A 22830-nucleotide genomic window follows, 5' to 3' on the forward strand; every position below is an offset into this window, starting at 1 on the left:
GGGCCCGGGGTGAAACCCCGAACCCCCTCGAGCCTAGGGGTGCCGACTACTTGGACTCGTAGCCGGTGCGCCATCCACCCTGGTAGGTGGCGCGGGCGACCGTGGAGTACGGCACCGGGCTGACGACCGCGCGGACCTCGGTCTGCTCGTGCGGCTCGACGCTCGCCTTGGAGGTGCCGCCGTTGGGCTCACCCCAGACGACCTTGAGCTCGGTGCCCTCGGGCACATCGGGGTTGACGAGGCCCAGCGACAGGCCGCGACGCTCGTTGGCCGAGTAGCCGGTGAACATCGACAGACCGACGACGGTGCCGTCGGCGTCCACGACGGAGTCGTAGTTCGCCGAGCCGTAGTTGGCCAGCGGCAGGTCGAAGAACTTGTAGCTGGGACCGTCGACGTTCAGCAGCGAGGTCCAGACCTTGCCGAGGTCCTCGGCGTTCCAGGCCAGCGTGACCTTCTTGCGCTGCGATGCCGGGTCGATCTTCTCGAGGGCGTCGCGACCGATGAAGTCGTGGTCGAACTTCACGAACGAGCCGTAGCCGAGCTCCCACGGGGTCAGGTAGTAGTCCTCGATGTTGTCCGAGACGAACGAGCCTGCCAGCGTGCCGGTGGCCTCGTAGCTGTCGACGCCGAGCCACTCGCGGTATGCGCGCTCGGCCTCGCCGGTGTAGATGGCGGGGAGCGGCGACGGGATCCAGCCCGACTCGAGCGTGTTCGAGGGGTATGCCCGCGAACCGACCGGAACCAGACCGAACTCGACGCCCGCGGCGACGATCGCGTCACGGATCTCGTCGTGCTCCTCGTACGGGCCCCAGATCTCGAGTCCGGGTGCGCCGGCCATGCCGTGACGCAGGGTGTTGACCTTCTTGCCGGCGATCAGCATGGTCGACATGTTGAAGAAGCCGAGCTTCTCCAGCGGTCCGCCGTTGAGCTTCTCGATGACGGCCCAGGCGTTCGGGCCCTGGATCTGGAAGCGGTAGTACTGGCGCGAGACGGCGTGGCCGTACGGACGCGAGGGCGAACGACGGTCGGCCGTGATCTCGAGGTTCTGGTAGCCGCCGGTCTCACCGTGGAACAGGAGCCAGTTCGACGCGGGCGCGCGGCCGACGTACACGTACTCGTCCTCGGCCTCGCGGAAGAGGATGCCGTCACCGATGACGTGACCGGCAGCGGTGGTCGGCACGTACTGCTTGGCCTTGTTCACCGCGAAGTTGGCGACCGAGTTGATGGCCGTGTCCGAGATGAGCTTGATGGCGTCCGAGCCCTTGAGGAACACGTTGTCCATGTGGTGGGACTGGTCGTACAGCACCGCGGTCTGACGCCAGGCGGTCTGCTCCTTGATCCAGTTCTGGAAGTCCGCGGGGACGACCGGATAGATGTACGAGCCGATCTGCGAGTTGCGCAGCATCTCGACCGGGTTGGTCTGGTCGATCAGCTCCTGCAGATTCTTCGCTGCCATTGTGAACCTCTTTGTATTCGATGGATGCCTCGGGCGGACGCCGTCGGCGGGGGCGTGGGTCTAGAAGACGATGGTGTGGTTGCCGTGGCGGATGACGCGGTCTTGGGCGTGCCATTGCACGGCGCGGGACAGGACGGCGCGTTCGACGTAGGCGCCGCGGGCGTCCTGCTCGATGATCGGGCCTTCGTCCAGGTCTTTGGTGACGTAGTGGGAGGTGGCGCCGATGAGTTTCACGCCGCGGTCTTTGGCTTTGCGGTAGGGGGCGGCGCCGATGAACGCGGGCAGGAAGGAGTGGTGGATGTTGATCACCGGGACGCCCACGTTGTCGAGGAAGTCTTCGGAGATGATCTGCATGTACCGGGCCAGCACCACGAAGTCGGTGTTGCCGGTCAGCAGTTCCAGGATCTTCGCTTCGGCGGCGGTCTTGTCGGGGCCTTGGGAGGGGACGTGGAAGAACGGGATCCCGAACGAGCGGACATCCTCGGCGACGTTGGTGTGGTTGGAGATGACCATCGGGATCGTGACGGGGAGTTCGCCGCGGCGGTGCCGCCACAGCAGCTCCAACAAGCAGTGGTCGCTGGTGGAGGCGAGGATCGCCATCCGCTTCGGCACCGACTGATCCGTCAACGTCCATTCCAGCCCGAGCGCGGTGATGGTCGCGGTCAGGTCGGCTTCGATATCGGGGAGTGCGGCGGTCAGGTCGGGGCGGTGGAACACGACGCGTTGGAAGAACGCGCCCCCGTTCGCGTCATCGGAGTACTGATCCAACGACACGATGTTCCCGGAGTTGCGGGTGATCAGGGCGGTGACGGCCGCGACGATCCCGGGCTGATCCGGGCCATGCACGATCAGACACGCATGGTCACGCAGGGCCTCGNTTCCCGGAGTTGCGGGTGATCAGGGCGGTGACGGCCGCGACGATCCCGGGCTGATCCGGGCCATGCACGATCAGACACGCATGGTCACGCAGGGCCTCAGTGTGAACAGTCATGATCGAACCCGTCAGGACTGCGCGGCCGCGTACTTATCGGCCCAGTCAGCAGTGGCCTTCAGGCCACCGAACGTGTAGAAGTGCAGCTTCACCGAACCGGTCTTCGGGTCGGCCGCGAGAAGGGCGGACAGGTCCGTGACGAACGTGTCGGGACCGGCCGTGCCGAGCAGGTTGGTCAGCGAGAAGCCGTACTTCTTCACGATCATCGCGTTCGCACCGACGCCGAAACGACGGGCGAAGCCGAGGAGGCGCTTGATGCCGGCGGGGCCGGGCGTGCCGATGCGGATCTGCGTATCGATGCCCTTGGCGCGGACCTGGTCGATCCAGTTCATCACCGGGTCGGTGTCGAACGCGAACTGCGTCAGGATCGTGGCGTCCAGACCCTGCTCCTTGAGCGAGGCGGACTTGTTCACCAGTGCCGACCAGAGCTGGTCATCGGTGATGTCGGGGTGCCCCTCGGGGTAGCCGGCGATGCTGACGTGCTTGACGCCGTACTTGGGCAGCAGCCCGGTGCGGATCACGTCGTAGGAGTCCTCGTACGGGCCCTCCGGAGTGGACGGGTCGCCGCCGACGACGAAGACGTTCTCGGTCGCGCCGACCGCCTGCAGGGCTGCGAGGAACTCCTCGAGCTGCTCCTGCGATGCCAGGCGGCGGGCGGAGATGTGCGGCACGGGCACGAAGCCCAGTTCGCGCACGGCCTTGGCCGCGGCGACACGCATCTCGAGATCTTCGTTGCCGAGGAAGGTGACGTTGATGCGCGTACCGGCCGGGATGGAGTCCTTGGCCTCGATCAGTCCGGGCACGTCCTTGCCCGTCATCTCGAGCGAGTAGTCGCTCACGAGCTCAAGCGCAGCCGCCTTGTTCGCCGCCGGGGTGGAGTGTGCCACTGATCGAGGTCCTTTCCGCTTTCAGGTGGAGCGCGTCGTCGTGCTTCCGGATGCGACATTACCTATATCCATAGGGAATGTCTATAGGTAAATTATCGGAGTATGGATGGGGGCACTGGGAGGCCGGCGGGCGGGCAGGGGGAGGCCGTCACTCGCGCGCGCCGTTCGCCGCGCGGTGGCCGCGGGAGAGCGGTCACGGCCGGGCGACGCCGGTGGCGCGAGCTGTCCGACGCGGGCACGGTCTGCGTGCGGTCTGGCGCGGCAGAAGGCCACGGCATCCGCTCACTCCGCGTCGGTGACGTCCGCAGAGAGAGGCGTCGCGGAGAGCTCGGGGGTCTTCTGGAGCAGCCGCGTGAGCAGGCTGTTCAGCTGACGGATTTCATCGGGACTGAGATCGGAGAGCACGATGTCCTGGCCCTGCAGCGAGATGGGCTTCATGCGATCGTGCATCTCGGCGCCGTCGCGGGTCAGGTAGAGGTGTCGGGAGCCGCGTGCGCCGTCGGCGGGCACGATGAGGCCGCGACCGATCAGGGTGTTCACGCTCTTGGAGACGACGGCCTTGTTCATCGCGATGAAATCGCAGATGTCACTGGAGGTCGCGCCCGGCCAGATCGACAGGGCGGAGATCACGCGCCAGTCGTTGGTGCCGAGGTTGAACTCCTGGCGCAGCAGCCGCGATTCGCGCCACACGAGCGCGTTCGAGAGCAGAGCGAGCAGTCGCGGAGTGAAGTTCTCGCTGTCGATGACGTCGGGCAATGGCGACGTGATGATCTCGACCGAGTCCACGAAGAGGGGCCCGGCCTCTGCGTCGAGGTCGCCTGCCAACCGTGCTCCGTTCCAGCGGGGAATCACGAGGGATTCCGTGAGGCGAGTCTAGCGACGCGAGTCAACGCTGTTGCGCGCGCCGACGGGGCACAGAAGGCGCCATCGGCCGTGGCCGCCACCTCCGGCTCGGGGAGCCGAGGATGCCGGCCACGGCACGACATCAGTGCGCCTGGGCGGCGAGGGCCGCGGCGTCGATGTGCGCGATCGAGCGGGTGTCCTGGAAGGCGCGGATGCCTTCGATGCCCTGCTCGCGGCCCATTCCGGACTGCTTCATGCCGCCGAACGGCGCGCGCAGGTCGAGGCGGGTCGCGCCGTGGTCGTTGACCCATACGTAGCCGCACTCGAGCTGACCGCCGACGCGGTTGGCGGTGTCGACGCTCGCCGTCCACACCGAGCCGCCGAGGCCGCCCCACGAGTCGTTGGCCGCCGCGATCGCCTGCTCCTCGGTGGAGAAGGGCAGGATCGGGATGACCGGACCGAACTGCTCCTCGGTGACCACGCGCAGGCTCGGATCGGGATCGACCACGATCGCGGGACGCAGGAAGTTGCCGCCGGCCAGCTCGCCGCCGGGCAGCTCGCCGAATTCGCGCACGTCGGCGCCGGCATCCTTCGCCTCCTGGATCAGCGTCTCGACGAACGCCTTCTGCACGGGGGAGTGCAGCGGCCCCATCGTGGTGCCCTCATCCAGGCCGTATCCGATCACGGTCTTCTCGAGTCGGGCCGTGAGGCCGGCGACGACCTCGTCCAGGCGCGAGTCGTGCACGTAGACGCGCTTGGCGTTCATGCAGATCTGCCCGGTCGTGTCGTAGATCGCGGCGAACAGGCGGTCCAGGTGCGTGTCGTCGATGATCGCGTCTTCGAGCACGATCGCCGCGTCGTTGCCGCCCAGTTCGAGCGTGACGCGCGTGAGGGTCTGCGACGCCATCTGCATCATGCGCTTGCCGCCGCCCACCGAGCCGGTGAAGCAGACCTTCGCGACGTCGGTGTTCTGGATGAGGCCGGACATGTTCTCGTCCTTGCCGGTGATCACGTTCAGCACGCCGGCGGGGAGCTTCTCGGCGAGACGCTGCACCACGCGGGTCGTGGCCAGCGGTGCCGAGGGCGGCGGCTTCACGATCGACGTGTTGCCGGCCAACAGTGCCTGGGGCAGGGCTGCGCCGAGGATCGCGATCGGCCAGTTGAACGGCACGATCACGGTGACGACACCCAGTGCCTGGTGGGCGACCGTGGTCTCCACCGGGATGCCGGGCATGACGGGCAGCACCTTGTCGTTGTCGACCTCGTCGGCGAGCATCAGGGCGAGGTTCCAGCGGATCTCGAACACCAGGGCATCGACCCAGGCCTCGAAGCGGACCTTGCCGTTCTCCTGCGAGAGGATCGCGGCGTCCTCGTCCCGTTCGTCGGCGATGCCGGCGATCGCGTCGGCCATGATGGCCGCGCGCTCCTTGGCGGACAGGGCCGACCACGCCGGGAAGGCGGCCTTGGCGGCGGCGACGGCGTCCGAGACGTCTTCGGGCGAAGCGGATGCCGCATACCCCACGACGACCCCCGGTTTGCCCGGATCGGCCACGGCCAGCGTGTCCGTCGTCTCTCGCGGGACGCCTCCGATGAACAGTCCCGTCCGGACTGCGTTCACTGTTTCAGTCATAGCGATCAAGCACCTCTCTGTGGCTTGGGAATGCGCGATGAGTGCAATTCTGCACCTCAAACAAGTTTACGTCCATTCTGGTTTACATGTAAATCAGTTCGTGTTACTGTCGCCACGTCGAGATCCCACATCGGGATCCGACCGCAGAGCGAGAGTCGATGATGACGCCCACTGGCGCACGCACATCGGTCTCCGTGTCATTCAATGAGGAGGCATGAGATGGGCCAGGTGACCCTGTCAGCGGCTGAGGATCCGCACACCGTCGCGGAGTTGGAAGACCTCGCGTTCGAGCTGAGGGCGAAGCTGCTGCACCTCTGCGGAACGTACGAGGGCGCGGTCCACATCGGCGGCGATCTGTCGTCCGCGGACATCTTCACGGCCCTGTACCACTACGGACTGCACGTCGATCCGAGCGACATCTCCAACCCGGCGCGGGACCGGTTCGTGCTCAGCAAGGGCCACGCGGCGGTCTGCATGTACATCGCGATGGCGATGCGCGGCTTCTTCTCGTACGACGGCATCGTCGACACGTACGGCCAGCTCGACAGCGCCTACGGGATGCACCCGTGCAAGGTGCAGCTGCCGGGTGTCGAGGCATCCACCGGTTCACTCGGTCACGGTCTCCCGCTGGCCGTGGGCATGGCGTTGAGCGCCCGCGGGCGGGGCGAATCGCACCGCGTCTTCACCCTGATGGGCGACGGTGAGACCGGCGAGGGTTCCGTATGGGAGGCGGCGATGGCCGCGAACTCCAACAAGCTCGGCAACCTGGTCGCCTTCATCGACCGCAACCGCCAGCTGATGACGAGCTTCGATGAGGAGCGCGTCGTGCTGGAGCCGTACCCCGACAAGTGGGCCGCGTTCGGCTGGAACGTCGTGCACATCGACGGCCACGACATGGGTGCGCTCGTCGCCGCGCTCGACGGCCTGCCGGCCACGGACAGCGACAAGCCGACCGTGATCATCGCCGAGACCGTCAAGGGCAAGGGCGTCGACTTCATGGAGCGCAACCTCGCCTGGCACGCCGGTTCGCTGGGTGCCGCCGACCTGGAGCGCGCGATGGCCGCGCTCGAAGCATCCCGTGAGAAGGAGTCCGTCTGATGCCTGAAACATTCACCTTCGGAGAGATGCTCTCCGCCCGTTCCGTCATCGGGACGACCCTGGCCGAGCTCGGCGAGACGAACGAGAACCTGTGGGTGCTCACGCCCGATATCGGTGCGACGCTCGTGGAGTTCCGCGACAAGTACCCGGACCGGTTCGTGGACGTGGGCCTCGCCGAGCAGGCCTGCGTCGGCATCGCCGCCGGGCTCGCCTACGACGGGAACATCCCGGTCGTGTCCGGGATGCTGCCCTTCCTCTCCATGCGCGCGCTCGAGCAGGTCCGCTCCGACGTCTGCTATCCGAACCTGCCGGTCAAGATCATCGGCACCCACGGCGGGCTCGTCGGCAACGGCGGGTCCACGCACTACGCCGTCGAGGACCTCGCGCTGATGTGCGCGCTGACCAACATGACGGTCACCTCGATCGGCGACCCGTTGATGGTCGGCGAGATCATCCGCCAGTCGATGGACATGCAGGGCCCGATCTACATCCGTCTGGCCGTGGGCAAGAAGGACAAGGTGCTCTACGAGCCCGGGCAGCACGAGATCCGCATCGGCAAGGGCATCATCGCCCGCGAGGGCACGGATGCCACGATCTTCACGCACGGGACCGTGGTCGCGCAGGCGCTCGACGCCGCCGAGGAGCTCGCCCAGGACGGTCACTCGGTGCGGGTCGTGGACATGTTCACGCTCAAGCCCATCGACGAGGAGCTCATCGCGCGCTGCGCCGAGGAGACCGGCGGGCGCTTCGTGATCCTCGAGGACCACCTCGCCTACGGCGGCCTCGCCTCGCGCGTCGCCGATGTCGTGGCCGACCGCGGCATCCACCTCACCGCGTTCGAGCGCCTCGGCATCCCACAGGTCTACGCCGGCTTCGGCGACGACGAGGAGCTGCGCGACAAGCACGGCTACGGACTCGCCGCGACGCTCGCCGCCACCCGCCGCGTCATCGCGCACGCCTGAACCCACGCACCACCGCATCCCTCAACGGAGAGACGAATGAGAACAGTCGCAGTCACCAGGATCGGGAGTCTTCGCGACCCCGACGAGACGACGCGCGGGATCATCGGGCTGGTCGACCTGCCCGAGCCCGAACTCGGCCCCGAGGATGTCCGCATCCGCGTGGCGTACTCGGCCATCTGCGGGTCCGACCCGCACCTGGCCGAGGGCTTCTTCGGCACCGATGTGCCGATCGGGCTCGGTCATGAGCTCTCCGGCGTCGTCGAGGCGCTGGGGGAGCGTGCGCACCGCAACGGGCTGCGGATCGGCGACCGGGTCGCGGGCAACTTCCTGCGCTTCTGCGGGACCTGCACGCCGTGCCGCGCCGGGCAGCAGCAGTTCTGCGAGCACGTGCAGGAGTACAACCGCCCCGGCATGGCCGAGACGGTCACGTGGCACGAGTCGCAGGTCTACCCGCTGCCCGACGACGTCTCGCTGCTCAAGGGCTGCATCCTTGAGCCGACCTCCGTCGCCGTGCGCATCGCCGACAAGACCGGCATCAAGGTCGGCGACCGCGTCGCGATCTGCGGCGGCGGTCCGATCGGCCAGCTCGTGCTGCAGGTCATGAAGATGAGCGGTGCGACCTCGCTGACCCTCATCGAGCCGATCGCGGAGCGTCGGGAGATGGCGCTCCGTCACGGCGCCGAGCACGTGATCGATCCGGTCGGCGAGAACCAGGGTCAGCGGGCGGACGAGATCACCGGCGGCCGTGGCTACGACGTCGTGATCGACGCATCCGGTTCTCCGCGTGCCGTCGGCGGCCTGCTGGACATCGCGGCGAAGGGCGGGACGGTCGTCTACGGGGCGATGTACCCGCACGACTTCGAAATGCCGCTGAACCTGTCGGACTACCTGTACCTGAAGGAGCTGACGCTGACCGGAGTGTTCGTCTCGCCGTACGCGTTCCCCCGGGCACTGCAGGTGCTGCCCCACCTCGACGTCGACGAGCTGACGCAGTCGGTCTTCGACCTGGAGGATGCCGCGGAGGCGTTCGCCATGCACGTCAGCGGACGCTTCCCGAAGGTCGTCATCCGCTGCAATCAGATCGAAGAGGAGGCGCAGCGATGAGCATTGTCATCGATGTGGATGCCGCCACGGCGGGGTCGACCGTCGCGCCGATCCTCGAGGTCCGCGGCATCACGAAGCACTTCGACGGCGTCCAGGCGCTGCGCGGGATCGACCTCGAGGTGCGGCCCGGAGAGATCCACGCCCTCCTCGGCGAGAACGGCGCGGGCAAGTCGACGCTCATCAAGATCATCACCGGGCTCTATCAGCAGGATCAGGGAGAGGTGCTCGTCGCCGGGGAGACCGTCGACTTCGCCAATGTGCGCGCCGCGCACCGCGCCGGTGTCGTCGCGCTCTACCAGGAGCTCTCGATCGTGCCGACGATCAGCGTCGCCGAGAACATCGTGCTGGGCGAGGACGCGCCCTCGACCCTCGGAATCGTGCGCTGGAAGGAACTCCGCAAGCACGCTCAGGCCCAGCTGGACCGCCTCGGCCAGCAGATCAACCTGCGGCGCCTCGCCGGCGGGCTCTCGCCCGTCCAGCAGACGATGGTCGCGGTCGCCCGTGCGTTGACGATCGACGCCAAGGTGCTCATCCTCGACGAGCCGACCGCGGCCCTCACCGACACCGAGATCGAGGGCCTCTTCACGGTCCTGCGAGGTCTGCGCGATGAAGGTGTGGCCATCGTCTACATCTCGCACCGCCTCGAAGAGGTGTTCGCCCTGTGCGACCGCCTCACCGTGATGCGCAACGGCCGCACCATCGTGACCAAGGACGTGTCCGACTCGTCGATCGACGACGTCATCTCGACCATGGTCGGTCGCGAGCAGAACGAGCTGTACCCCGAGCGCGGCACCGGCGGAGGCAAGGTCGTGCTGTCCGTCGACGGACTCTCCGGCCGGCGCGTCAGCGACGTGTCCTTCCAGGTGCGGGCGGGCGAGGTCGTCGGCGTCGGAGGTCTCGCGGGGTCGGGCCGGAGCGAGCTGCTCCGTCTCCTCGCCGGAGCGCAGAAGACCTCGGCGGGCATCGTGCAGGTCGATGGGACCGCGGTCGTGGGCCGCGGAGTCGGTCGTGCGCTGGACGCGGGCATCGCCCTCGTCCCGGAGGAGCGCCGCGCGCAGGGCGTGATCCTCTCCGCACCGATCGCCGACAACATCGCGATCGCGAACCTGAAGTCGGTCAGCCCCGGCGGCATCGTGTCGCAGCGACGCATCGTGCAGCTGGCCAAACAGGCGCTCTCCGACCTGCGGATCAAGGCCAGAAGCGTCCGCCAGCCCGTCGGGCAGCTCTCCGGCGGGAACCAGCAGAAGGTCGTGCTCGCGAAGATGCTCGCGCGCAACCCGAAGGTGCTGCTCATGGACGAACCCACTCGAGGAATCGACGTGGGGACGAAGGCGGAGATCTACCGCCTCATCCGCGAGCTCGCCGCCACCGGAACCGCGGTCGTCGCGGTCTCCAGCGAACTACCCGAACTCATCGGGCTTTCGGACCGGATCCTCGTGATGCACGAGGGCCGCATCTCCGGCGAAGTCGAAGCGGACGGCGCCGATGACGAACTCATCCTCACTTACGCATATGGAAGGGACGCCTGACATGGCGCAGACAGAGACCCTCACGATCGCCGCGGTGGAGCGCGACCGTCCTTCGCCCATGCAGTGGGTGTGGCAGGGCAGCACGGTCATCGCGCTCGCCGTGCTCGTCATCGTGTTCACGATCGCCGGCAACGGGGTGTTCCTCACCGCCGGCAACATGACGAACATCCTCAACCAGGTCGCGATCCTGACGATCATCGCGGTCGCGCAGACCTTCGTCATGGTCGTCGGGGACTTCGACCTGTCCGTGGGTACGACCGCGACGCTCTCCGGCGCGTCGGCTGCCGCTCTCATGATCGCCGGCGTGCCCGTGCCGCTCGCGATCCTCCTGGCGTTGGTCGTCGGTGCGCTCGTCGGCGTGGTCAACGGCATCCTCGTCGCCTACCTGAACCTGTCCGCGTTCGTCGCGACCCTCGCGACCATGACCACCGTCGGCGGGCTCGCTCTGATCGTGACGGGCGGAACGACGCTCTACGGCTGGCCGGAGGAGTTCGGCTTCCTCGGGCAGTCGCGGGTGAACGGCATCCCGTTCCCGGTCATCTACGCGATCGTCATCGCCCTGATCGCCTGGGCGGTCCTGCGCTTCACCACGATCGGGCGTCGCTGGTACGCGATCGGCGGCAACGCCGAAGTGGCCCGGCTCTCGGGCGTCAGCGTCCGCTCCACGCGCTTCCTCGCGTTCGTGGTCGCCGGCTTCCTCTCCGGCCTGGGCGGCATCGTCCTGGTCAGCCGCCTCGGCAGCGCCGGCTCCTCCAGCGCCAACGACCTCATGATGTTCGCCGTCGCCGCGGTGTTCCTCGGCATGACCCTGCTGCGGTCGGGCCAGGCGAACATCGGCGGGACCATCGTGGGCGTCGCGATCATCGGCGTCGTCCAGAACGGACTCAACATCGTCGGCGTCAACACCTACATCCAGCAGGTGCTCATCGGCGTGATCATCATCGCCGCCGTCCTCCTGTCGGGGCTCAAGCAGAAGAACGCGTAGCGAGGCGTCGGCGCCTCGCCTCCAGACAGACAGATCCCTTACGCCGGGGTACCCGTCCCCGGCAATCCGACCCGCATCACATGAAAAACGACAAAGGAGTTCGCTCATGCACACTGTAAACACGAAGCGTCGCCTCTCGGCCGCCGCACTCACCATCGCCGCGGTGGTGGCTCTCGCCGGATGCTCGGTGACCACCGGCGCCTCGGCCGGCGGCACGAGCAGCGAAGGCAAGACCGACGGGCTCGGCGACGACGGCGTCTTCAAGGTGGCGGCGTTCACCGCGGGCTACGCGACTCCCGGTGGAAAGCTCACGCTGGACGCCTTCGTCGAGGAGGGCAACGCCCAGGAGAACTGGGAAGTGACGCTCTACACCAGCGCGTTCGACTACGACAAGATCAACAGCGACGTCCAGACCGCCATCCAACAGGGCGCGGACGCCATCCTCGCCGGGTTCCCCGACCCGCGCCAGATCGCGCCGCTCGTGCAGGCGGCCAACGAGGCGGGCATCCCGATCTTCTCGATCGACGGCGGCGTGGAGCCCAACGACGACTTCGTCGTGGACATCACCTTCAGCCAGGACCAGATCTCGGACCTCACCGTCGGCGCGCTCGAGGAGGCCATGGGCGGCCTGCAGGGCAAGAACGTCATGGTGATCGGGCACGACCCGCACATCGGCATCCAGACCCGGTCCAACCTGGCCCTGGACAAGCTCGAGGCGGCCGGAGCGATCATCGCCGGCGGCGGCATGAAGCAGGCGCTGGACCCGGGAACCGGTCGCACCGAGGCGCTGAACTTCGTCACCGACTACCTGCAGGCCAACCCCGAGGGTCTGGACGGGGTCTGGGTCGGATGGGATGACGCCGCTCTCGGCGCGGCACGTGCCATCACGGAGGCCGGCCGCGACGACATCTTCGTCACCGGAGTCGACGCCCTGGGAGAGACCGCGGTCGAGATCGCGAAGAACGGCCCGATGTACGCGTCCGTCGCGCAGGACTGGATCAAGGTCGTGGACCAGATGATCGCCCTGATGAACGAGTACCGCGACTCGGCGACGCTGCCCGAGGTCAACTTCATCCCGCTGGACGGCGAGCTGATCGACCGCAGCAACGTCGCGACCTACAAGCCCACCCTCTGATCGGGGCTGCCACGATGAGCGCTGCAACCTCGGCCGACCTGTCGGCCTTGTTCGACCTGAGCGGGGACATCGTCGTCGTGACGGGTGCCTCCAGTGGCATCGGGCAGGCGGCGGCGGAGATCTACGCCGCCGCCGGCGCGACCGTCGTCGTCCTCGGACGCAGCGCGGGACGCGTGGCCGATGTCGCAGCGGAGATCGTCTCCGCCGGAGGAAAGGCCCATGGGTACGCGGTGGACATCGCCGAGCGCGGCGCGCTGGATGCCGTGTTCGAGCGGATCGCCTCCGAGGTCGGTCGTCCCACGGTGGTCGTCGCGAATGCGGGGATCGCCGGTGGTGCGAGCTACCTGGGTGAGGGGCGCCTCGCGGACTACTCGGACGCCGAGTGGGACGAGGTCCTCGCGACCAACCTCACCGGAACGTTCGAGACGGTCCGCGCTGCGGCGCGGGTGCTCGAATCCGGTGGCAGGATCCTGGTCACGGCGTCGACGGCGGGGCTGCGGACCGATCCGATGGTCTCCTACGCCTACGTCACCACCAAGGCGGGCATCCTCAACCTCGTCCGCCAGCTCTCCCTCGAGCTGGCGCCGCGCGGCATCCGAGTGAATGCGATCGCACCCGGTCCGTTCAAGGGCACGCGCATCGGCGACGGCAAGACCGAGATCGCGCCCGAAGACGAGGCGCGGTGGGGGGAGACCATCCCCCTCGGGCGGATGGGGACAATGACCGAGATCCAGGGGCCCATGCTGTTCCTCGTCTCGCCGGCCTCATCGTTCGTCACGGGGGCGACCCTCGCCGTCGACGGCGGGGCGCTCGCCCTCTCGCACACCGGATTCTGACAAGAGTCCACCCATCTCTGCCGGCGGGGAGCCCTGCTCCCCGCCGGCAGACCATCATGAAGGAGCACTCAGAATGAGGCTTGAAGGAAAAGTCGCCGTCATCACCGGAGGCGCGAGCGGAATCGGTCGCGCGACCGTCATGAAGTTCGTGCAGGAGGGCGCCAAGGTGCTCATCGCCGATCTCAACCTGGCGCAGGCCGAGGCGGTCGTCGCCGAGGTCGAGGCCGCCGGGTTCGCGGGCGCAGCCGCGGCGGCGCAGGCCGACGTGTCGGTGTACGCGGATGTCGAAGCCGCCGTCGCCCGCGCGGTCGAGGTGTTCGGCAAGCTCGACGTCATCTTCAACAACGCGGGGATCGCCGGTGGCAAGCCGCTGCTGGACCACGACCCCGCCGTCGACTACGCGCCCATGATGCGCATCGATCAGGACGGCGTCTACTACGGCATCCTCGCCGCGGGCCGACAGTTCCGCGATCAGGGCACCGGCGGTGTCATCATCAGCACGTCGTCGATCTACGGAGAGCAGGCCGCCGAGCTGTCCTTCACCTACAGCGCGGCCAAGGCATCCGTCATCTCCTTCACGCGTTCCGCCGCCTACGAGCTCGCCGAGTACGGCATCCGGGCCGTCGCGATCACGCCTGGGCGCGTCGGCACACCGATCATCAACCAGTTCAGCGACGAGCTGAAGAGCACGTTCGCGTCCGAGCAGCTGCGCAACAAGATGACCGAGCCGTCCGAGATCGCGAACGTCGTGGCGTTCCTCGCGTCGGACGAGTCGAACGTCATCAACGGTACGGTCGTGCACGTGGACGACGGCTACTCGGTGTTCAAGCAGCGTCTCGACCTGCCCACGTTCTAGATCCCTCAGGAGAAGCAGATGACTGACGAGATGCCGGTGGCGTCGAACCTCGACGTGGCCTTCCACATCAATGTGCTGCGGCCGACGGTGGATCCGGGGACGCTTCCCGCGGCGCTGGATGCGATCGTCGCGGCCGGGTACTCGCGGGTCGTGCTGCCTCCGATGGATCCTGCGGCGACGGATGCGGCGACTCTGCGTCGCATCCTCGCCGAGCGGGGGATCGCGCCCATCGCGATGGGCGGAGGTCAGGGCGGTGCCGCAGACGTGTCCTCTCCCGACCCGGACGTGCGCGCCGCGGGTGCCGCCAGGCTGCGCGGCGCCGTCGATCTTGCGATCGCCCTGGGCAGCGACCAGCTCAACGGCGTGCCGTACGGCCCGTTCGGTCCCTCCACGCGGGCGACGCCGCGCGACGCGGTCGAGCGCTCGGCCCTCGAGGTCGGTCGCGTCGCGGACTACGCGCACGAGCGGGGCGTCGCGATGACCTTCGAAGTGCTCAACCGCTACGAGACGTCGATGCTCAACACCGCCGCCCAGGCCGTCGAGTACGTCGCGCTGAGCGGGTCCGATCACCTCCGCATCCACCTCGACACGTTCCACATGGCGATCGAGGAGGCCGACATGTCCGAAGCGATCCGGCTCGCCCTCCCGAAGCTCGGCTACCTCGAACTCGGCCAGTCCGGACGCGGCCTGCTCAGCACCGGCGCCGTCGACATCCCCGCCGTCGTGAGCGCCGCCCTCGACGACGGATACGAAGGACGTTGGGGTGTGGAGGCGTTCTCCCGCTCCGTGCTGTCCGAACCCGGCGCCGACATGCTGGCGATCTGGCGCGCGCCGTACGACGATGGAGCCGAGCTGGCGATCGATGCCATGCGCGTCATCCAGCGCGGATGGTCGATGAGCACCGTCGGTCGCCGCGCGCAGCGCCTCTCGCGCAGCGCCGCGATCTAGCCGAAAACGGTCCCGACGTGGGGACCGGTCGATGACAACAGGCAAGGAATCGAAATGACCACTCTCACGCAGGCACAGCCCCTTCTGCGCACCGCCGATTTCGCGGGCCGGATCTTCATCGACGGCGAATGGGTCGTCGGAGGTGGGGGAGAGATCCCCTCGATCGAGCCCGCCACGGGCGCGACCCTCGCGATGGTCGGCATGGCCGATCCCGCCGACGTCGCCCGCGCCGCCGAGGGCGCCGCTCGCGCGCAGAAGGAATGGGCGGCGCTGCCGCACCCGGCCCGCGCCGCGGTCCTGCGCAAGGCGGGTGCACTGTGGGAGGAGTACGCCGAGGAGATCGGCGGCTGGAACATCCGCGAGGTCGGTGCGATCCCGCCGCTGGCCGGCTTCGCGCTGCACGTCAGTGCCGCCGAGTGCTACGAGGCATCCGCTCTGCCGTCCGCCCCGCTCGGGTCGATCCTTTCCAGTGAGGAGCCGCGGCTCTCGCTCGCGCAGCAGATGCCCGTCGGTGTCGTCGGCGTCATCTCGCCCTTCAATGTGCCGCTCATCCTCGGCATCCGGGCCGTCGCGCCGGCGCTGGCCTTGGGCAACGCCGTGCTGCTCAAGCCCGACCCGCGCACCGTCATCACCGGCGGCGTCGCCATGGTGCGCATCTTCGAGGAGGCCGGCCTGCCCGCGGGCCTCCTGCAGCTGGTGCCCGGTGGCGCGGAGGTGGGGGAGGCCATGGTCGCCGACCCGCGCGTGCGCGTCATCGCGTTCACCGGCTCCACCCGAGCCGGTCGCGCCGTGGGCGAGCTCGCGGGTCGGCACCTGAAGCGCGCGCATCTCGAGCTGGGCGGCAACTCGGCGTACATCATCCGCGCCGACGCCGACGTCGACAAGGCCGTCAACCTCGCGACGTGGGGATCGTTCCTGCACCAGGGGCAGATCTGCATGACGGTGGGGCGGCACATCGTGCACGAGTCGCTGTTCGACGAGTACGTGCAGAAGCTCGCCGCCAAGGCCGACTCGATGCACGTCGGCGACCCGGCCGCCGGTCAGGTGCACCTCGGACCGCTCATCGACGAGGTGCAGCGGGACCGCGTCCACAGTCTCGTTCAGGATGCCGTCGCCCAGGGCGCTCAGTTGCGGGCCGGAGGGACGTACGACCAGCTCTTCTACCGGCCGACGGTGCTGGCGAACACGCCGAAGGATGCCGCGGCCTACTGCGAGGAGGTCTTCGGGCCTGTTGCCTCGGTCGTCTCGTACGCCACCGACGACGAGGCGATCGCCCTCGCCGCCGACACCGAGTACGGGCTGGCGCTCGGCATCGTGACCGCCGACGTGTTCGGAGGGCTCGAGATGGCGCGACGCATCCCGACCGGGATCGTGCACATCAACGACCAGACGGTCAATGACGAGGCGAACTCGCCGTTCGGCGGCGTGGGGTCGTCCGGCACGGGCTCGCGTCACGGCGGGGCGCAGGCGAACATCGACGCGTTCACCGAGACGCGGTGGATCACGATGCGCCGGGAGCCCGGGGCCTACCCGCTCTGACCTGCGGGATAGGGTCTGTCCGTGACTGGATTTACTCCGAACCGGGATGCCGTGCTCCGCTGGGGCATCCGCGACACTCTGCTCGCCTACATGACGCGCAGCTCCGACTTCGAGGTCGAGGCGACGGGCGGCGCGAGCTTCACCGCCGAGGGCGGCGCCCGGATGACGGGACGGACGGATGCCGCCGGCATCCTGCATCTCGACGGATCCGTCGTCCTGCGCGCCCACGGCGGCGCGCTGACCGTGCCGCTGATCGCCGTGACGGTGACCGCCGACGCCCTGAGCGTCGACGATCCGGGCAGCGAACCCGATGACGAGGTCGAGCGGGTGACGCTCGTCGCGCTCGACGAGACGGCTCAGGATGCCGACGGCACCCGCGTCTTCGCCACGAAGCTCTCGAGCGGAGCCGACGCGCTCTTCATGTACAACTACCTGCCCGGCTCGCCGTTCGACCCGCTTCGGATCGCGTTCGCCCCGGAGTGAGGCGCGGGGATCAGGAGGCGGCGGCGCGTCCGGCCAGCACGTCCGCCTCGTAACGCTGCATCGCGTCGGCCGAGCTCAGCATCCGCACCAGCAGGCGGTTGAGCTCCACGGTCTCCTCGGGGGAGAGGCTTTCGCGCAGGATCTCGTCCCGCTTGAGTGCGACAGGCATGAGGTCGTCGTGGATGCGCGCGCCCTCGGCGGTCAGGAAGAGATGCCGTGAGCCGCGCGGGCCGTTCAGCTGCGCGATGAGCTCGCGATCGAGCAGCACGTTGACGCTCTTGGACGCGATCGACTTGTTGATGCCGAGGATGTCGCACAGTTCGCCCGAGGTCGCCCCCGGGTGGTTGCCGAGCGCGCTCACGATGCGCCACTCGTTGGTGCCGATGCCGTGCAGGTGGTGGAAGACGCGCGATCCGCCCCAGACGAGCACGTTCGAGAGCAGCCCGAGCAGCGCGGGGGTGTAATCGTCGCGCTCGATCGTGTGCGCCAGTCGCTCGGTGACCAGCCCTTGCTGCACGGCGCGTGCCGTGACTTCGAGCGAGGCTCGTGTGCCCTCGACCATGAGTAGGCATCCCTCCATAGGCGCGATTCCGCCCGTTCATCGGCAGTCTACTGGTTGCAAACTGATCATGATTGATATTGAACCTGATTACATGTAATCTTGCCGCAATCTCAGTACGCAAGATGTGCTGTGGGTTCGAACAATGGAGTTTTCATGAGTGACCCGATGCTCACCGGCGATGTCGCCGTTCTGGACATCGACCCCTTCTCCCGCGAGGGGTTGAGTGCGCCGCTGTCCGTGGACGAGGCGATCCGCGAGACCGCCCCGGTCGTCTGGAGCGAGCAGTACGGCGTGTGGTTCACCGGCCGCTACGAGGTCGTCGAACAGGTCTTCCGCGACTACGAGACGTTCGAGTCCTCCGCCGGCACCGGCATCACCAACACGAAGAAGTCCGAGAACTGGCGCAAGCCCAGCGTCATCCTCGAGAACGACCCCCCGGGCCACACCAAGTACCGCCGGATCATGTCGTCGGTGCTGAGCCAGCGTGTCGTGCGCCGCCTCACCGAGGACTTCCAGCAGCAGGCCGACGCCCTCGTGGACAGCGTGGTCCCGAAGCTGGAGTTCAACGCGGCGACCGAGCTCGCCGAGGCGTTCCCGCTTCAGGTGCTTCCGGATGCCGTCGGCTTCAACCCCGAGGGGCGCGAGCACCTGCTGCCGTACTCGAACCTCAACTTCCAGTCGATGGGTCCGCGCAACGAGTTCTACGACGCGGCCGTCGCCGCGGCCGGGGAGGCCTCGACCTTCGTGAACTGGCAGATGCGCCGCGAGGCACTCGCCCCGGGCGGCCTCGGCCACACGATCTACGGCTATGTGGACGAGGGTGAGATCACCGAGGAGGACGCCGGGATGCTGGTGCGCACCTTCCTCTCCGCCGGTGTGGACACGACGATCTTCGCCATCCAGTTCGCCCTCAAGGCGCTCGCCGAGCATCCCGAGGCATGGGCAGCGCTGCGCGATGACCCGGGCCTGGCCCGCAAGGTCTTCGAAGAGGCACTGCGCTGGAGCCCCTCGAGCCCTTACATCGGTCGCACGACCTCGCGCGCCACCGAGCTCGCCGGCACGCGCATCGGCGCGGGCGAGAAGGTCATCACGGCGCTCGCCGCCGCGAACCGCGACCCGCGTCGCTGGGAGAACCCCGACGCCTTCGACCTCACCCGCGACCCGAGCGGGCACATGGCATTCGGCACGGGCATCCACGGATGCGTCGGCCAGATGATGGCGCGGATGGAGGCCACGTGCCTTCTGTCAGCGCTCGCACGTCGAGTCGACACGATCGAACTCGTCGGCGAACCCGTCCCGTTCTTCTCGAACTGGCTTCGGGGCTTCGAAGACCTGCCTGTGCGGGTCACCCTTCGCTAGCGGCACTCGGCCGCGGCACTGCACCACCTCACTCACCAGGAGACACATCACATGAAGCGATCAGCGAAGATGCTGCTCGGGCTCGGCGCCGTCGTCGCGCTCGCCCTCACCGCGTGCAGCTCGGGAACGCCCGAATCGGCGGAGTCCACACCCGCCGCCGACGGTGAGCTGCAGACCGTCAACATCGTCGGCGTTCCCGTCGTCGACATGGCGGCGCTGTACGTCGGCGAAGACCAGGGATTCTTCGCCGAGGAGGGCCTCGAGCTGAACATCGAGTTCGGCCAGGGCACCGCGGCGATGATCCCCGCGCTCATCAACGGCCAGTACGACATCCAGTACGGCGGCTCGGTCAACATGCTCCAGGCCGTCGACGCCGAGCTTCCGGTCGTGGCGATCGCCGCGGGCGGGCGCACCACGGGCGTGCAGGGCGAAGACCACGGTGGTCTGCTCGTGCTCGAAGACAGCCCGATCCAGACCGCGGCCGACCTCGAGGGCAAGACCGTCGCGGTCAACGCCCTCCGTGGCCTGCACGAGGTCGCGCTGTGGGCTTCGATCCGCAAGGCCGGCGGCGACCCGACCAAGGTCAACTTCGTCGAGATGGCGCTGCCCGACATGGGTGCGGCCCTCGAGAGTGGTCAGATCGACGCCGCCTCCACGTCGGAGCCGTTCCTCGGCGTGCTGCAGGGCGAGGGCGCTCGACTGGTCACCAGCCTGTACGTCGACGCCGACCCCGACTTCGTCACCGCGCTGTACTTCGTCACGGCGGAGAAGGCCGAGAAAGACCGCGACATGATCGAGCGCTTCAACCGCGCGCTGGAGAAGTCGTTCGCGTACAGCACGGAGAACCCCGACGCCGTGCGTGCGCAGCTGGGCAACTTCACGCAGATCGACCCGGCGCTGATCGAGACGATGATCCTCACGAACTTCAAGTGGGGCCTCACCGACGCCGACCTGCTGCTGATCGCGAACCTCGCCGCGGACGCCAACTCGCTCGAGGACCCCGAGGCTGCCGCCGAGCGCGCCGCCGCCTTCATCGACAGCGAGTAGTCGCTCCCGTTCGAGAGAACAGAATCACCATGAAGAAGATCATCAACGCCCCCGCGGCGGTCATCGAGGACTACATCACGGGCCTCGTCGCCGCCACCCCGCACCTGGCGCGGGTGCAGGGACTCCCCATCGTCGTGCGCTCCGCCGCGTCGAAGAAGCAGGACGACCGTGTCGCCCTGGTCTCCGGCGGCGGGTCGGGCCACGAACCGGCGCACGCCGGGTACGTGGGGAGAGGGATGCTGGATGCCGCGGTGCTCGGCCCCGTGTTCACGTCGCCGTCCGTCGACGCCGTGTACGCCGCGATCGTCGCTTCGGCCACGACCGCGGGGGTGCTGCTCATCGTCAAGAACTACACGGGGGACAGGCTGAACTTCGGCCTGGCCGCCGAGATGGCGCGAGCGGACGGCATTCCGGTGGAGATGATCGTCGTCGCCGACGACGCGGCCCTGGGGGACTCCTCCAGGGCCGGTCGCCGGGGGTTGACCGCGACTGTGCTCGTGCACAAGATCGCCGGTGCCGCCGCCGAGCGCGGCTGGAGCATCCCTCAGATCGTCGCCGTCGTCGAGCGCTTCCTCGCCGGCACCGCCACGATGGGCGTCGCCCTCGGCCCCTGCTACCTCCCCGGCGCCACCACCCCGAACTTCACCCTCGGTGACACCGAGATCGAGTGGGGCTTGGGCATCCACGGCGAGGCCGGCAGCGAACTGGGCACCCTCGTCCCCTCCGCCGACATCGCCGAGCGCCTCGTCGAGACGATCGTCGCCGACCGTGCATTCACTCTCGGAACCGAGGTCGTCGCCCTCGTCAACTCGCTCGGCGGCACGCCCGACCTCGACCTGCGCATCCTGCACGGCGATGTGCTCGCGGCTCTGTCGGCCCGCGGCCTGCGGGTGCGGATGACATGGGCCGGCCCCTTCCTCACTTCGCTCGAGATGCCCGGCGCCTCGCTCACTGTCGGCGCGGTCGACGCCGAGCTTCTCGAGCTGCTGGCCGACGACGCCTTCGTCGCCGCCTTCCCGCGCACCACGGCGTCGCTGGACGCCGATCGCGAGCTCGCGGTTCCGGCACCCGATCTCTTCGTCGCCGACACCGACGGCGGTGCGTCATCGCCTGCGGTCGCGGCGATCCATCGCGTCGCCCTGCAGGTGCTCGACGCCCTGATCGCGGCCGAGGGCGACCTGACCGACCTCGATCGGCAGGTCGGCGACGGCGACCTGGGCACGAACCTGGCGCGCGGCGCTGCTGCCGTGGTGGCGGCATCCGCTCGCCTGCGCACCCAGCCCGATGCCGCCCGCTACCTCACCGCGGTGTCGGACATCGTGCGCCGCGAGGTCGGCGGCACCTCCGGCCCGCTCTACAGCCTGCTGCTGCTGGCGATGGCCGAGAGTCTCTCCGGAATCGACGGCGCCCCGAGCCCGGCGGAATGGTCGGCCGCGCTGGTCGCCGGCTCCGCTCGCGTACGCCTGGTCGGCGGGGCCGCCCCGGGTGACAGCACGATGGTCGACGCCCTGCACCCGGCCGCGGAGTCGCTCGCCGCCGCCACGGCGTTCGGCCCCGAGCGCTCCGCCGACGCCGCTCTCGCGGCACGGGCCGGCGCCGAGTCCACCGCCGTCCTCACACCCAGCCTCGGCCGCAGCAGCTACGTCGGTGAGCGAGCTGTCGGAATCCCCGACCCCGGCGCGATCGCGGTCGCACTGCAGTTCGAAGCGATCGCCCGTGTGCTCGCCGGCGCGGACGGAGCCTCACAGTGACCGCGACCACCGTGATCGCAACGTCGGTGCGCCGTCGTCGTCGCCGCCGCACGTCCGTCAGCCTCGAGCCGCTGCTGTGGGGCGTCGCGGGCATCGCCACCCTCGCGGTGCTGCTCGAGATCCTGCCGCAGATGGGGATCGTCAACCCGACCTATTTCCCGCCGCTGCACGAGATCCTGCAGGCGCTCGGCGCGCAGCTGCAGTCGCCCGTATTCTGGGCGGCCTTCGGCGCGACCGTCGCCGGCTGGCTCATCGGATTGACGATCGCGACCATTGCCGGAGTCATCCTGGGTGTCATCATCGCGAGCGTCCCGGTCGTGGACAAGATGCTCGCCTCCACCATCGAGTTCCTGCGACCGATCCCCTCGGTCGCGCTCGTCCCCATCGCCGCGCTGATGTTCGGCACGACGATGCAGGCGACCCTGCTGCTGGTCGTGTTCGCCAGCATCTGGCCGGTCCTGCTGCAGGTCATCTACGGGGTGCGCGATGTCGACAGGGTCGCCCTGGACACGGCCAAGAGCTACCGGCTCGGCCGCTCCCGCACCATCCGGCAGGTGATCTGGCCGAGCATGATGCCCTACCTCATCGTCGGCATCCGCCTCTCGGCCGCCGTCGCGCTGATCCTCGAGATCACTGGCGAGCTCGTGATCGGCTCGCCCGGCATCGGCAAGCTCGTCGCCACCGCGCAGTCGTCCGCGGCGTACGCCAACATGTACGCCCTGGTGCTCGTCGCCGCCCTGCTGGGCGTCGTGATCAACGTCGGCACCCGTCTGGTGGAGGGCCGTGCCCTGTTCTGGCACGCCTCGGTCCGATCGGAAGTGGTGTGAGC

21 protein-coding genes and 1 pseudogene are annotated in these 22830 nt (G+C 68.4%); 15 read left to right on the forward strand and 7 right to left on the reverse strand.

What is annotated here, in order from left to right:
* Positions 1–46: 46 nt before the first annotated feature.
* The 6 genes and pseudogenes from ligM to ASD65_RS14105 form a co-directional block, all read right to left on the reverse strand.
* Complete coding sequence (gene ligM, locus ASD65_RS14085; protein ID WP_056223675.1) at positions 47–1456, reverse strand: vanillate/3-O-methylgallate O-demethylase; 1410 nt, start codon at positions 1454–1456, stop codon at positions 47–49.
* 60 nt (positions 1457–1516) lie between these two features.
* On the reverse strand, positions 1517–2326 hold the full coding sequence (gene purU, locus ASD65_RS14090) for a formyltetrahydrofolate deformylase (RefSeq protein ID WP_082561784.1): 810 nt from the start codon (positions 2324–2326) through the stop codon (positions 1517–1519).
* An 8-nt stretch (positions 2327–2334) separates the two neighbouring features.
* Positions 2335–2447, reverse strand: a pseudogene (locus ASD65_RS19455) (formyltetrahydrofolate deformylase); the annotation flags it as partial.
* An 11-nt stretch (positions 2448–2458) separates the two neighbouring features.
* Complete coding sequence (locus ASD65_RS14095) at positions 2459–3334, reverse strand: methylenetetrahydrofolate reductase (protein ID WP_056223676.1); 876 nt, start codon at positions 3332–3334, stop codon at positions 2459–2461.
* A gap of 282 nt (positions 3335–3616) precedes the next feature.
* Positions 3617–4159: a MarR family winged helix-turn-helix transcriptional regulator gene (locus ASD65_RS14100; RefSeq protein WP_056223677.1), complete on the reverse strand. Its 543-nt coding sequence runs from the start codon at positions 4157–4159 to the stop codon at positions 3617–3619.
* A 160-nt stretch (positions 4160–4319) separates the two neighbouring features.
* Positions 4320–5795, reverse strand: coding sequence for an aldehyde dehydrogenase family protein (locus ASD65_RS14105; RefSeq protein ID WP_235566720.1), 1476 nt, complete (start codon positions 5793–5795; stop codon positions 4320–4322).
* Between the two features lie 231 nt (positions 5796–6026).
* On the opposite strand from ASD65_RS14105, the gene ASD65_RS14110 reads away from it, so the two are divergent.
* The 11 genes from ASD65_RS14110 (at position 6027) to ASD65_RS14160 (ending at position 17282) form a co-directional block, all read left to right on the forward strand.
* Entirely contained in the window at positions 6027–6905 is an 879-nt protein-coding gene (locus ASD65_RS14110) for a transketolase (protein ID WP_082561785.1), read from the forward strand.
* The gene (locus ASD65_RS14115; protein ID WP_056223679.1) at positions 6905–7867 is read left to right on the forward strand and encodes a transketolase family protein; all 963 of its coding nucleotides are present in this window, start codon (positions 6905–6907) and stop codon (positions 7865–7867) included. Before ASD65_RS14110 ends, ASD65_RS14115 begins: the two co-directional genes overlap by 1 nt.
* Before the next feature lie 36 nt (positions 7868–7903).
* Positions 7904–8971, forward strand: coding sequence for a zinc-dependent alcohol dehydrogenase (locus ASD65_RS14120; RefSeq protein WP_056223680.1), 1068 nt, complete (start codon positions 7904–7906; stop codon positions 8969–8971).
* Complete coding sequence (locus ASD65_RS14125) at positions 8968–10500, forward strand: sugar ABC transporter ATP-binding protein (protein WP_056223681.1); 1533 nt, start codon at positions 8968–8970, stop codon at positions 10498–10500. The genes ASD65_RS14120 and ASD65_RS14125 overlap by 4 nt, the downstream gene beginning before the upstream one ends.
* Position 10501: 1 nt before the next feature.
* Positions 10502–11485 (forward strand): ABC transporter permease, encoded by a 984-nt coding sequence (locus tag ASD65_RS14130; RefSeq protein ID WP_056223682.1) that lies wholly within the window; start codon positions 10502–10504, stop codon positions 11483–11485.
* Between the two features lie 106 nt (positions 11486–11591).
* Positions 11592–12620, forward strand: coding sequence for a sugar ABC transporter substrate-binding protein (locus ASD65_RS14135; protein ID WP_056223683.1), 1029 nt, complete (start codon positions 11592–11594; stop codon positions 12618–12620).
* 14 nt (positions 12621–12634) lie between these two features.
* A complete protein-coding gene (locus ASD65_RS14140) occupies positions 12635–13456 on the forward strand; it encodes an SDR family NAD(P)-dependent oxidoreductase (RefSeq protein WP_056223684.1) in 822 nt (273 codons plus the stop codon).
* Between the two features lie 73 nt (positions 13457–13529).
* Positions 13530–14312 carry an SDR family NAD(P)-dependent oxidoreductase gene (locus ASD65_RS14145; RefSeq protein WP_056223685.1) on the forward strand — a complete coding sequence of 261 codons (783 nt, stop codon included), beginning with the start codon at positions 13530–13532 and terminating at the stop codon, positions 14310–14312.
* 18 nt (positions 14313–14330) lie between these two features.
* Positions 14331–15260 carry a sugar phosphate isomerase/epimerase family protein gene (locus tag ASD65_RS14150; RefSeq protein WP_056223686.1) on the forward strand — a complete coding sequence of 310 codons (930 nt, stop codon included), beginning with the start codon at positions 14331–14333 and terminating at the stop codon, positions 15258–15260.
* Positions 15261–15314: 54 nt separating this feature from the next.
* The gene (locus ASD65_RS14155; RefSeq protein WP_056223687.1) at positions 15315–16799 is read left to right on the forward strand and encodes an aldehyde dehydrogenase family protein; all 1485 of its coding nucleotides are present in this window, start codon (positions 15315–15317) and stop codon (positions 16797–16799) included.
* Positions 16800–16820: 21 nt separating this feature from the next.
* On the forward strand, positions 16821–17282 hold the full coding sequence (locus ASD65_RS14160; protein WP_156378883.1) for an HtaA domain-containing protein: 462 nt from the start codon (positions 16821–16823) through the stop codon (positions 17280–17282).
* A 10-nt stretch (positions 17283–17292) separates the two neighbouring features.
* Here the strand turns inward: ASD65_RS14160 and ASD65_RS14165 are convergent, their stop codons facing one another.
* The gene (locus ASD65_RS14165) at positions 17293–17844 is read right to left on the reverse strand and encodes a MarR family winged helix-turn-helix transcriptional regulator (RefSeq protein ID WP_056223689.1); all 552 of its coding nucleotides are present in this window, start codon (positions 17842–17844) and stop codon (positions 17293–17295) included.
* 153 nt (positions 17845–17997) lie between these two features.
* Between ASD65_RS14165 and ASD65_RS14170 the strand changes: the two genes are divergently transcribed.
* From ASD65_RS14170 to ASD65_RS14185, 4 genes are read left to right on the forward strand one after another with little or no spacing between them, the layout of a single operon-like run.
* Entirely contained in the window at positions 17998–19203 is a 1206-nt protein-coding gene (locus tag ASD65_RS14170) for a cytochrome P450 (protein WP_056223690.1), read from the forward strand.
* A gap of 51 nt (positions 19204–19254) precedes the next feature.
* Positions 19255–20250, forward strand: a complete 996-nt coding sequence (locus tag ASD65_RS14175) for an ABC transporter substrate-binding protein (RefSeq protein ID WP_056223691.1) — start codon at positions 19255–19257, stop codon at positions 20248–20250.
* A 29-nt stretch (positions 20251–20279) separates the two neighbouring features.
* On the forward strand, positions 20280–22001 hold the full coding sequence (locus ASD65_RS14180) for a dihydroxyacetone kinase family protein (RefSeq protein WP_056223692.1): 1722 nt from the start codon (positions 20280–20282) through the stop codon (positions 21999–22001).
* Positions 21998–22828: an ABC transporter permease gene (locus ASD65_RS14185; protein WP_235566721.1), complete on the forward strand. Its 831-nt coding sequence runs from the start codon at positions 21998–22000 to the stop codon at positions 22826–22828. The genes ASD65_RS14180 and ASD65_RS14185 overlap by 4 nt, the downstream gene beginning before the upstream one ends.
* The last annotated feature ends 2 nt before the right edge of the window (positions 22829–22830 follow it).

Origin of the sequence: Microbacterium sp. Root61 (assembly GCF_001427525.1) — a bacterium.
Classification (GTDB): Bacteria; Actinomycetota; Actinomycetes; order Actinomycetales; family Microbacteriaceae; genus Microbacterium.

What these genes read in the sequence shown, in the direction of transcription:
- ASD65_RS14170 (WP_056223690.1), top strand. Translation starts at nt 17,998, where the DNA reads ATGAGTGACCCGATGCTCACCGGCGATGTCGCCGTTCTGGACATCGAC.
- ASD65_RS14130 (WP_056223682.1), top strand. Translation starts at nt 10,502, where the DNA reads ATGGCGCAGACAGAGACCCTCACGATCGCCGCGGTGGAGCGCGACCGT.
- ASD65_RS14145 (WP_056223685.1), top strand. Translation starts at nt 13,530, where the DNA reads ATGAGGCTTGAAGGAAAAGTCGCCGTCATCACCGGAGGCGCGAGCGGA.
- ASD65_RS14135 (WP_056223683.1), top strand. Translation starts at nt 11,592, where the DNA reads ATGCACACTGTAAACACGAAGCGTCGCCTCTCGGCCGCCGCACTCACC.
- ASD65_RS14150 (WP_056223686.1), top strand. Translation starts at nt 14,331, where the DNA reads ATGACTGACGAGATGCCGGTGGCGTCGAACCTCGACGTGGCCTTCCAC.
- ASD65_RS14175 (WP_056223691.1), top strand. Translation starts at nt 19,255, where the DNA reads ATGAAGCGATCAGCGAAGATGCTGCTCGGGCTCGGCGCCGTCGTCGCG.
- ASD65_RS14165 (WP_056223689.1), bottom strand. Translation starts at nt 17,844, where the DNA reads ATGGTCGAGGGCACACGAGCCTCGCTCGAAGTCACGGCACGCGCCGTG.
- ASD65_RS14125 (WP_056223681.1), top strand. Translation starts at nt 8,968, where the DNA reads ATGAGCATTGTCATCGATGTGGATGCCGCCACGGCGGGGTCGACCGTC.
- ASD65_RS14140 (WP_056223684.1), top strand. Translation starts at nt 12,635, where the DNA reads ATGAGCGCTGCAACCTCGGCCGACCTGTCGGCCTTGTTCGACCTGAGC.
- ASD65_RS14180 (WP_056223692.1), top strand. Translation starts at nt 20,280, where the DNA reads ATGAAGAAGATCATCAACGCCCCCGCGGCGGTCATCGAGGACTACATC.
- ASD65_RS14120 (WP_056223680.1), top strand. Translation starts at nt 7,904, where the DNA reads ATGAGAACAGTCGCAGTCACCAGGATCGGGAGTCTTCGCGACCCCGAC.
- ligM (WP_056223675.1), bottom strand. Translation starts at nt 1,456, where the DNA reads ATGGCAGCGAAGAATCTGCAGGAGCTGATCGACCAGACCAACCCGGTC.
- ASD65_RS14155 (WP_056223687.1), top strand. Translation starts at nt 15,315, where the DNA reads ATGACCACTCTCACGCAGGCACAGCCCCTTCTGCGCACCGCCGATTTC.
- ASD65_RS14110 (WP_082561785.1), top strand. Translation starts at nt 6,027, where the DNA reads ATGGGCCAGGTGACCCTGTCAGCGGCTGAGGATCCGCACACCGTCGCG.
- ASD65_RS14115 (WP_056223679.1), top strand. Translation starts at nt 6,905, where the DNA reads ATGCCTGAAACATTCACCTTCGGAGAGATGCTCTCCGCCCGTTCCGTC.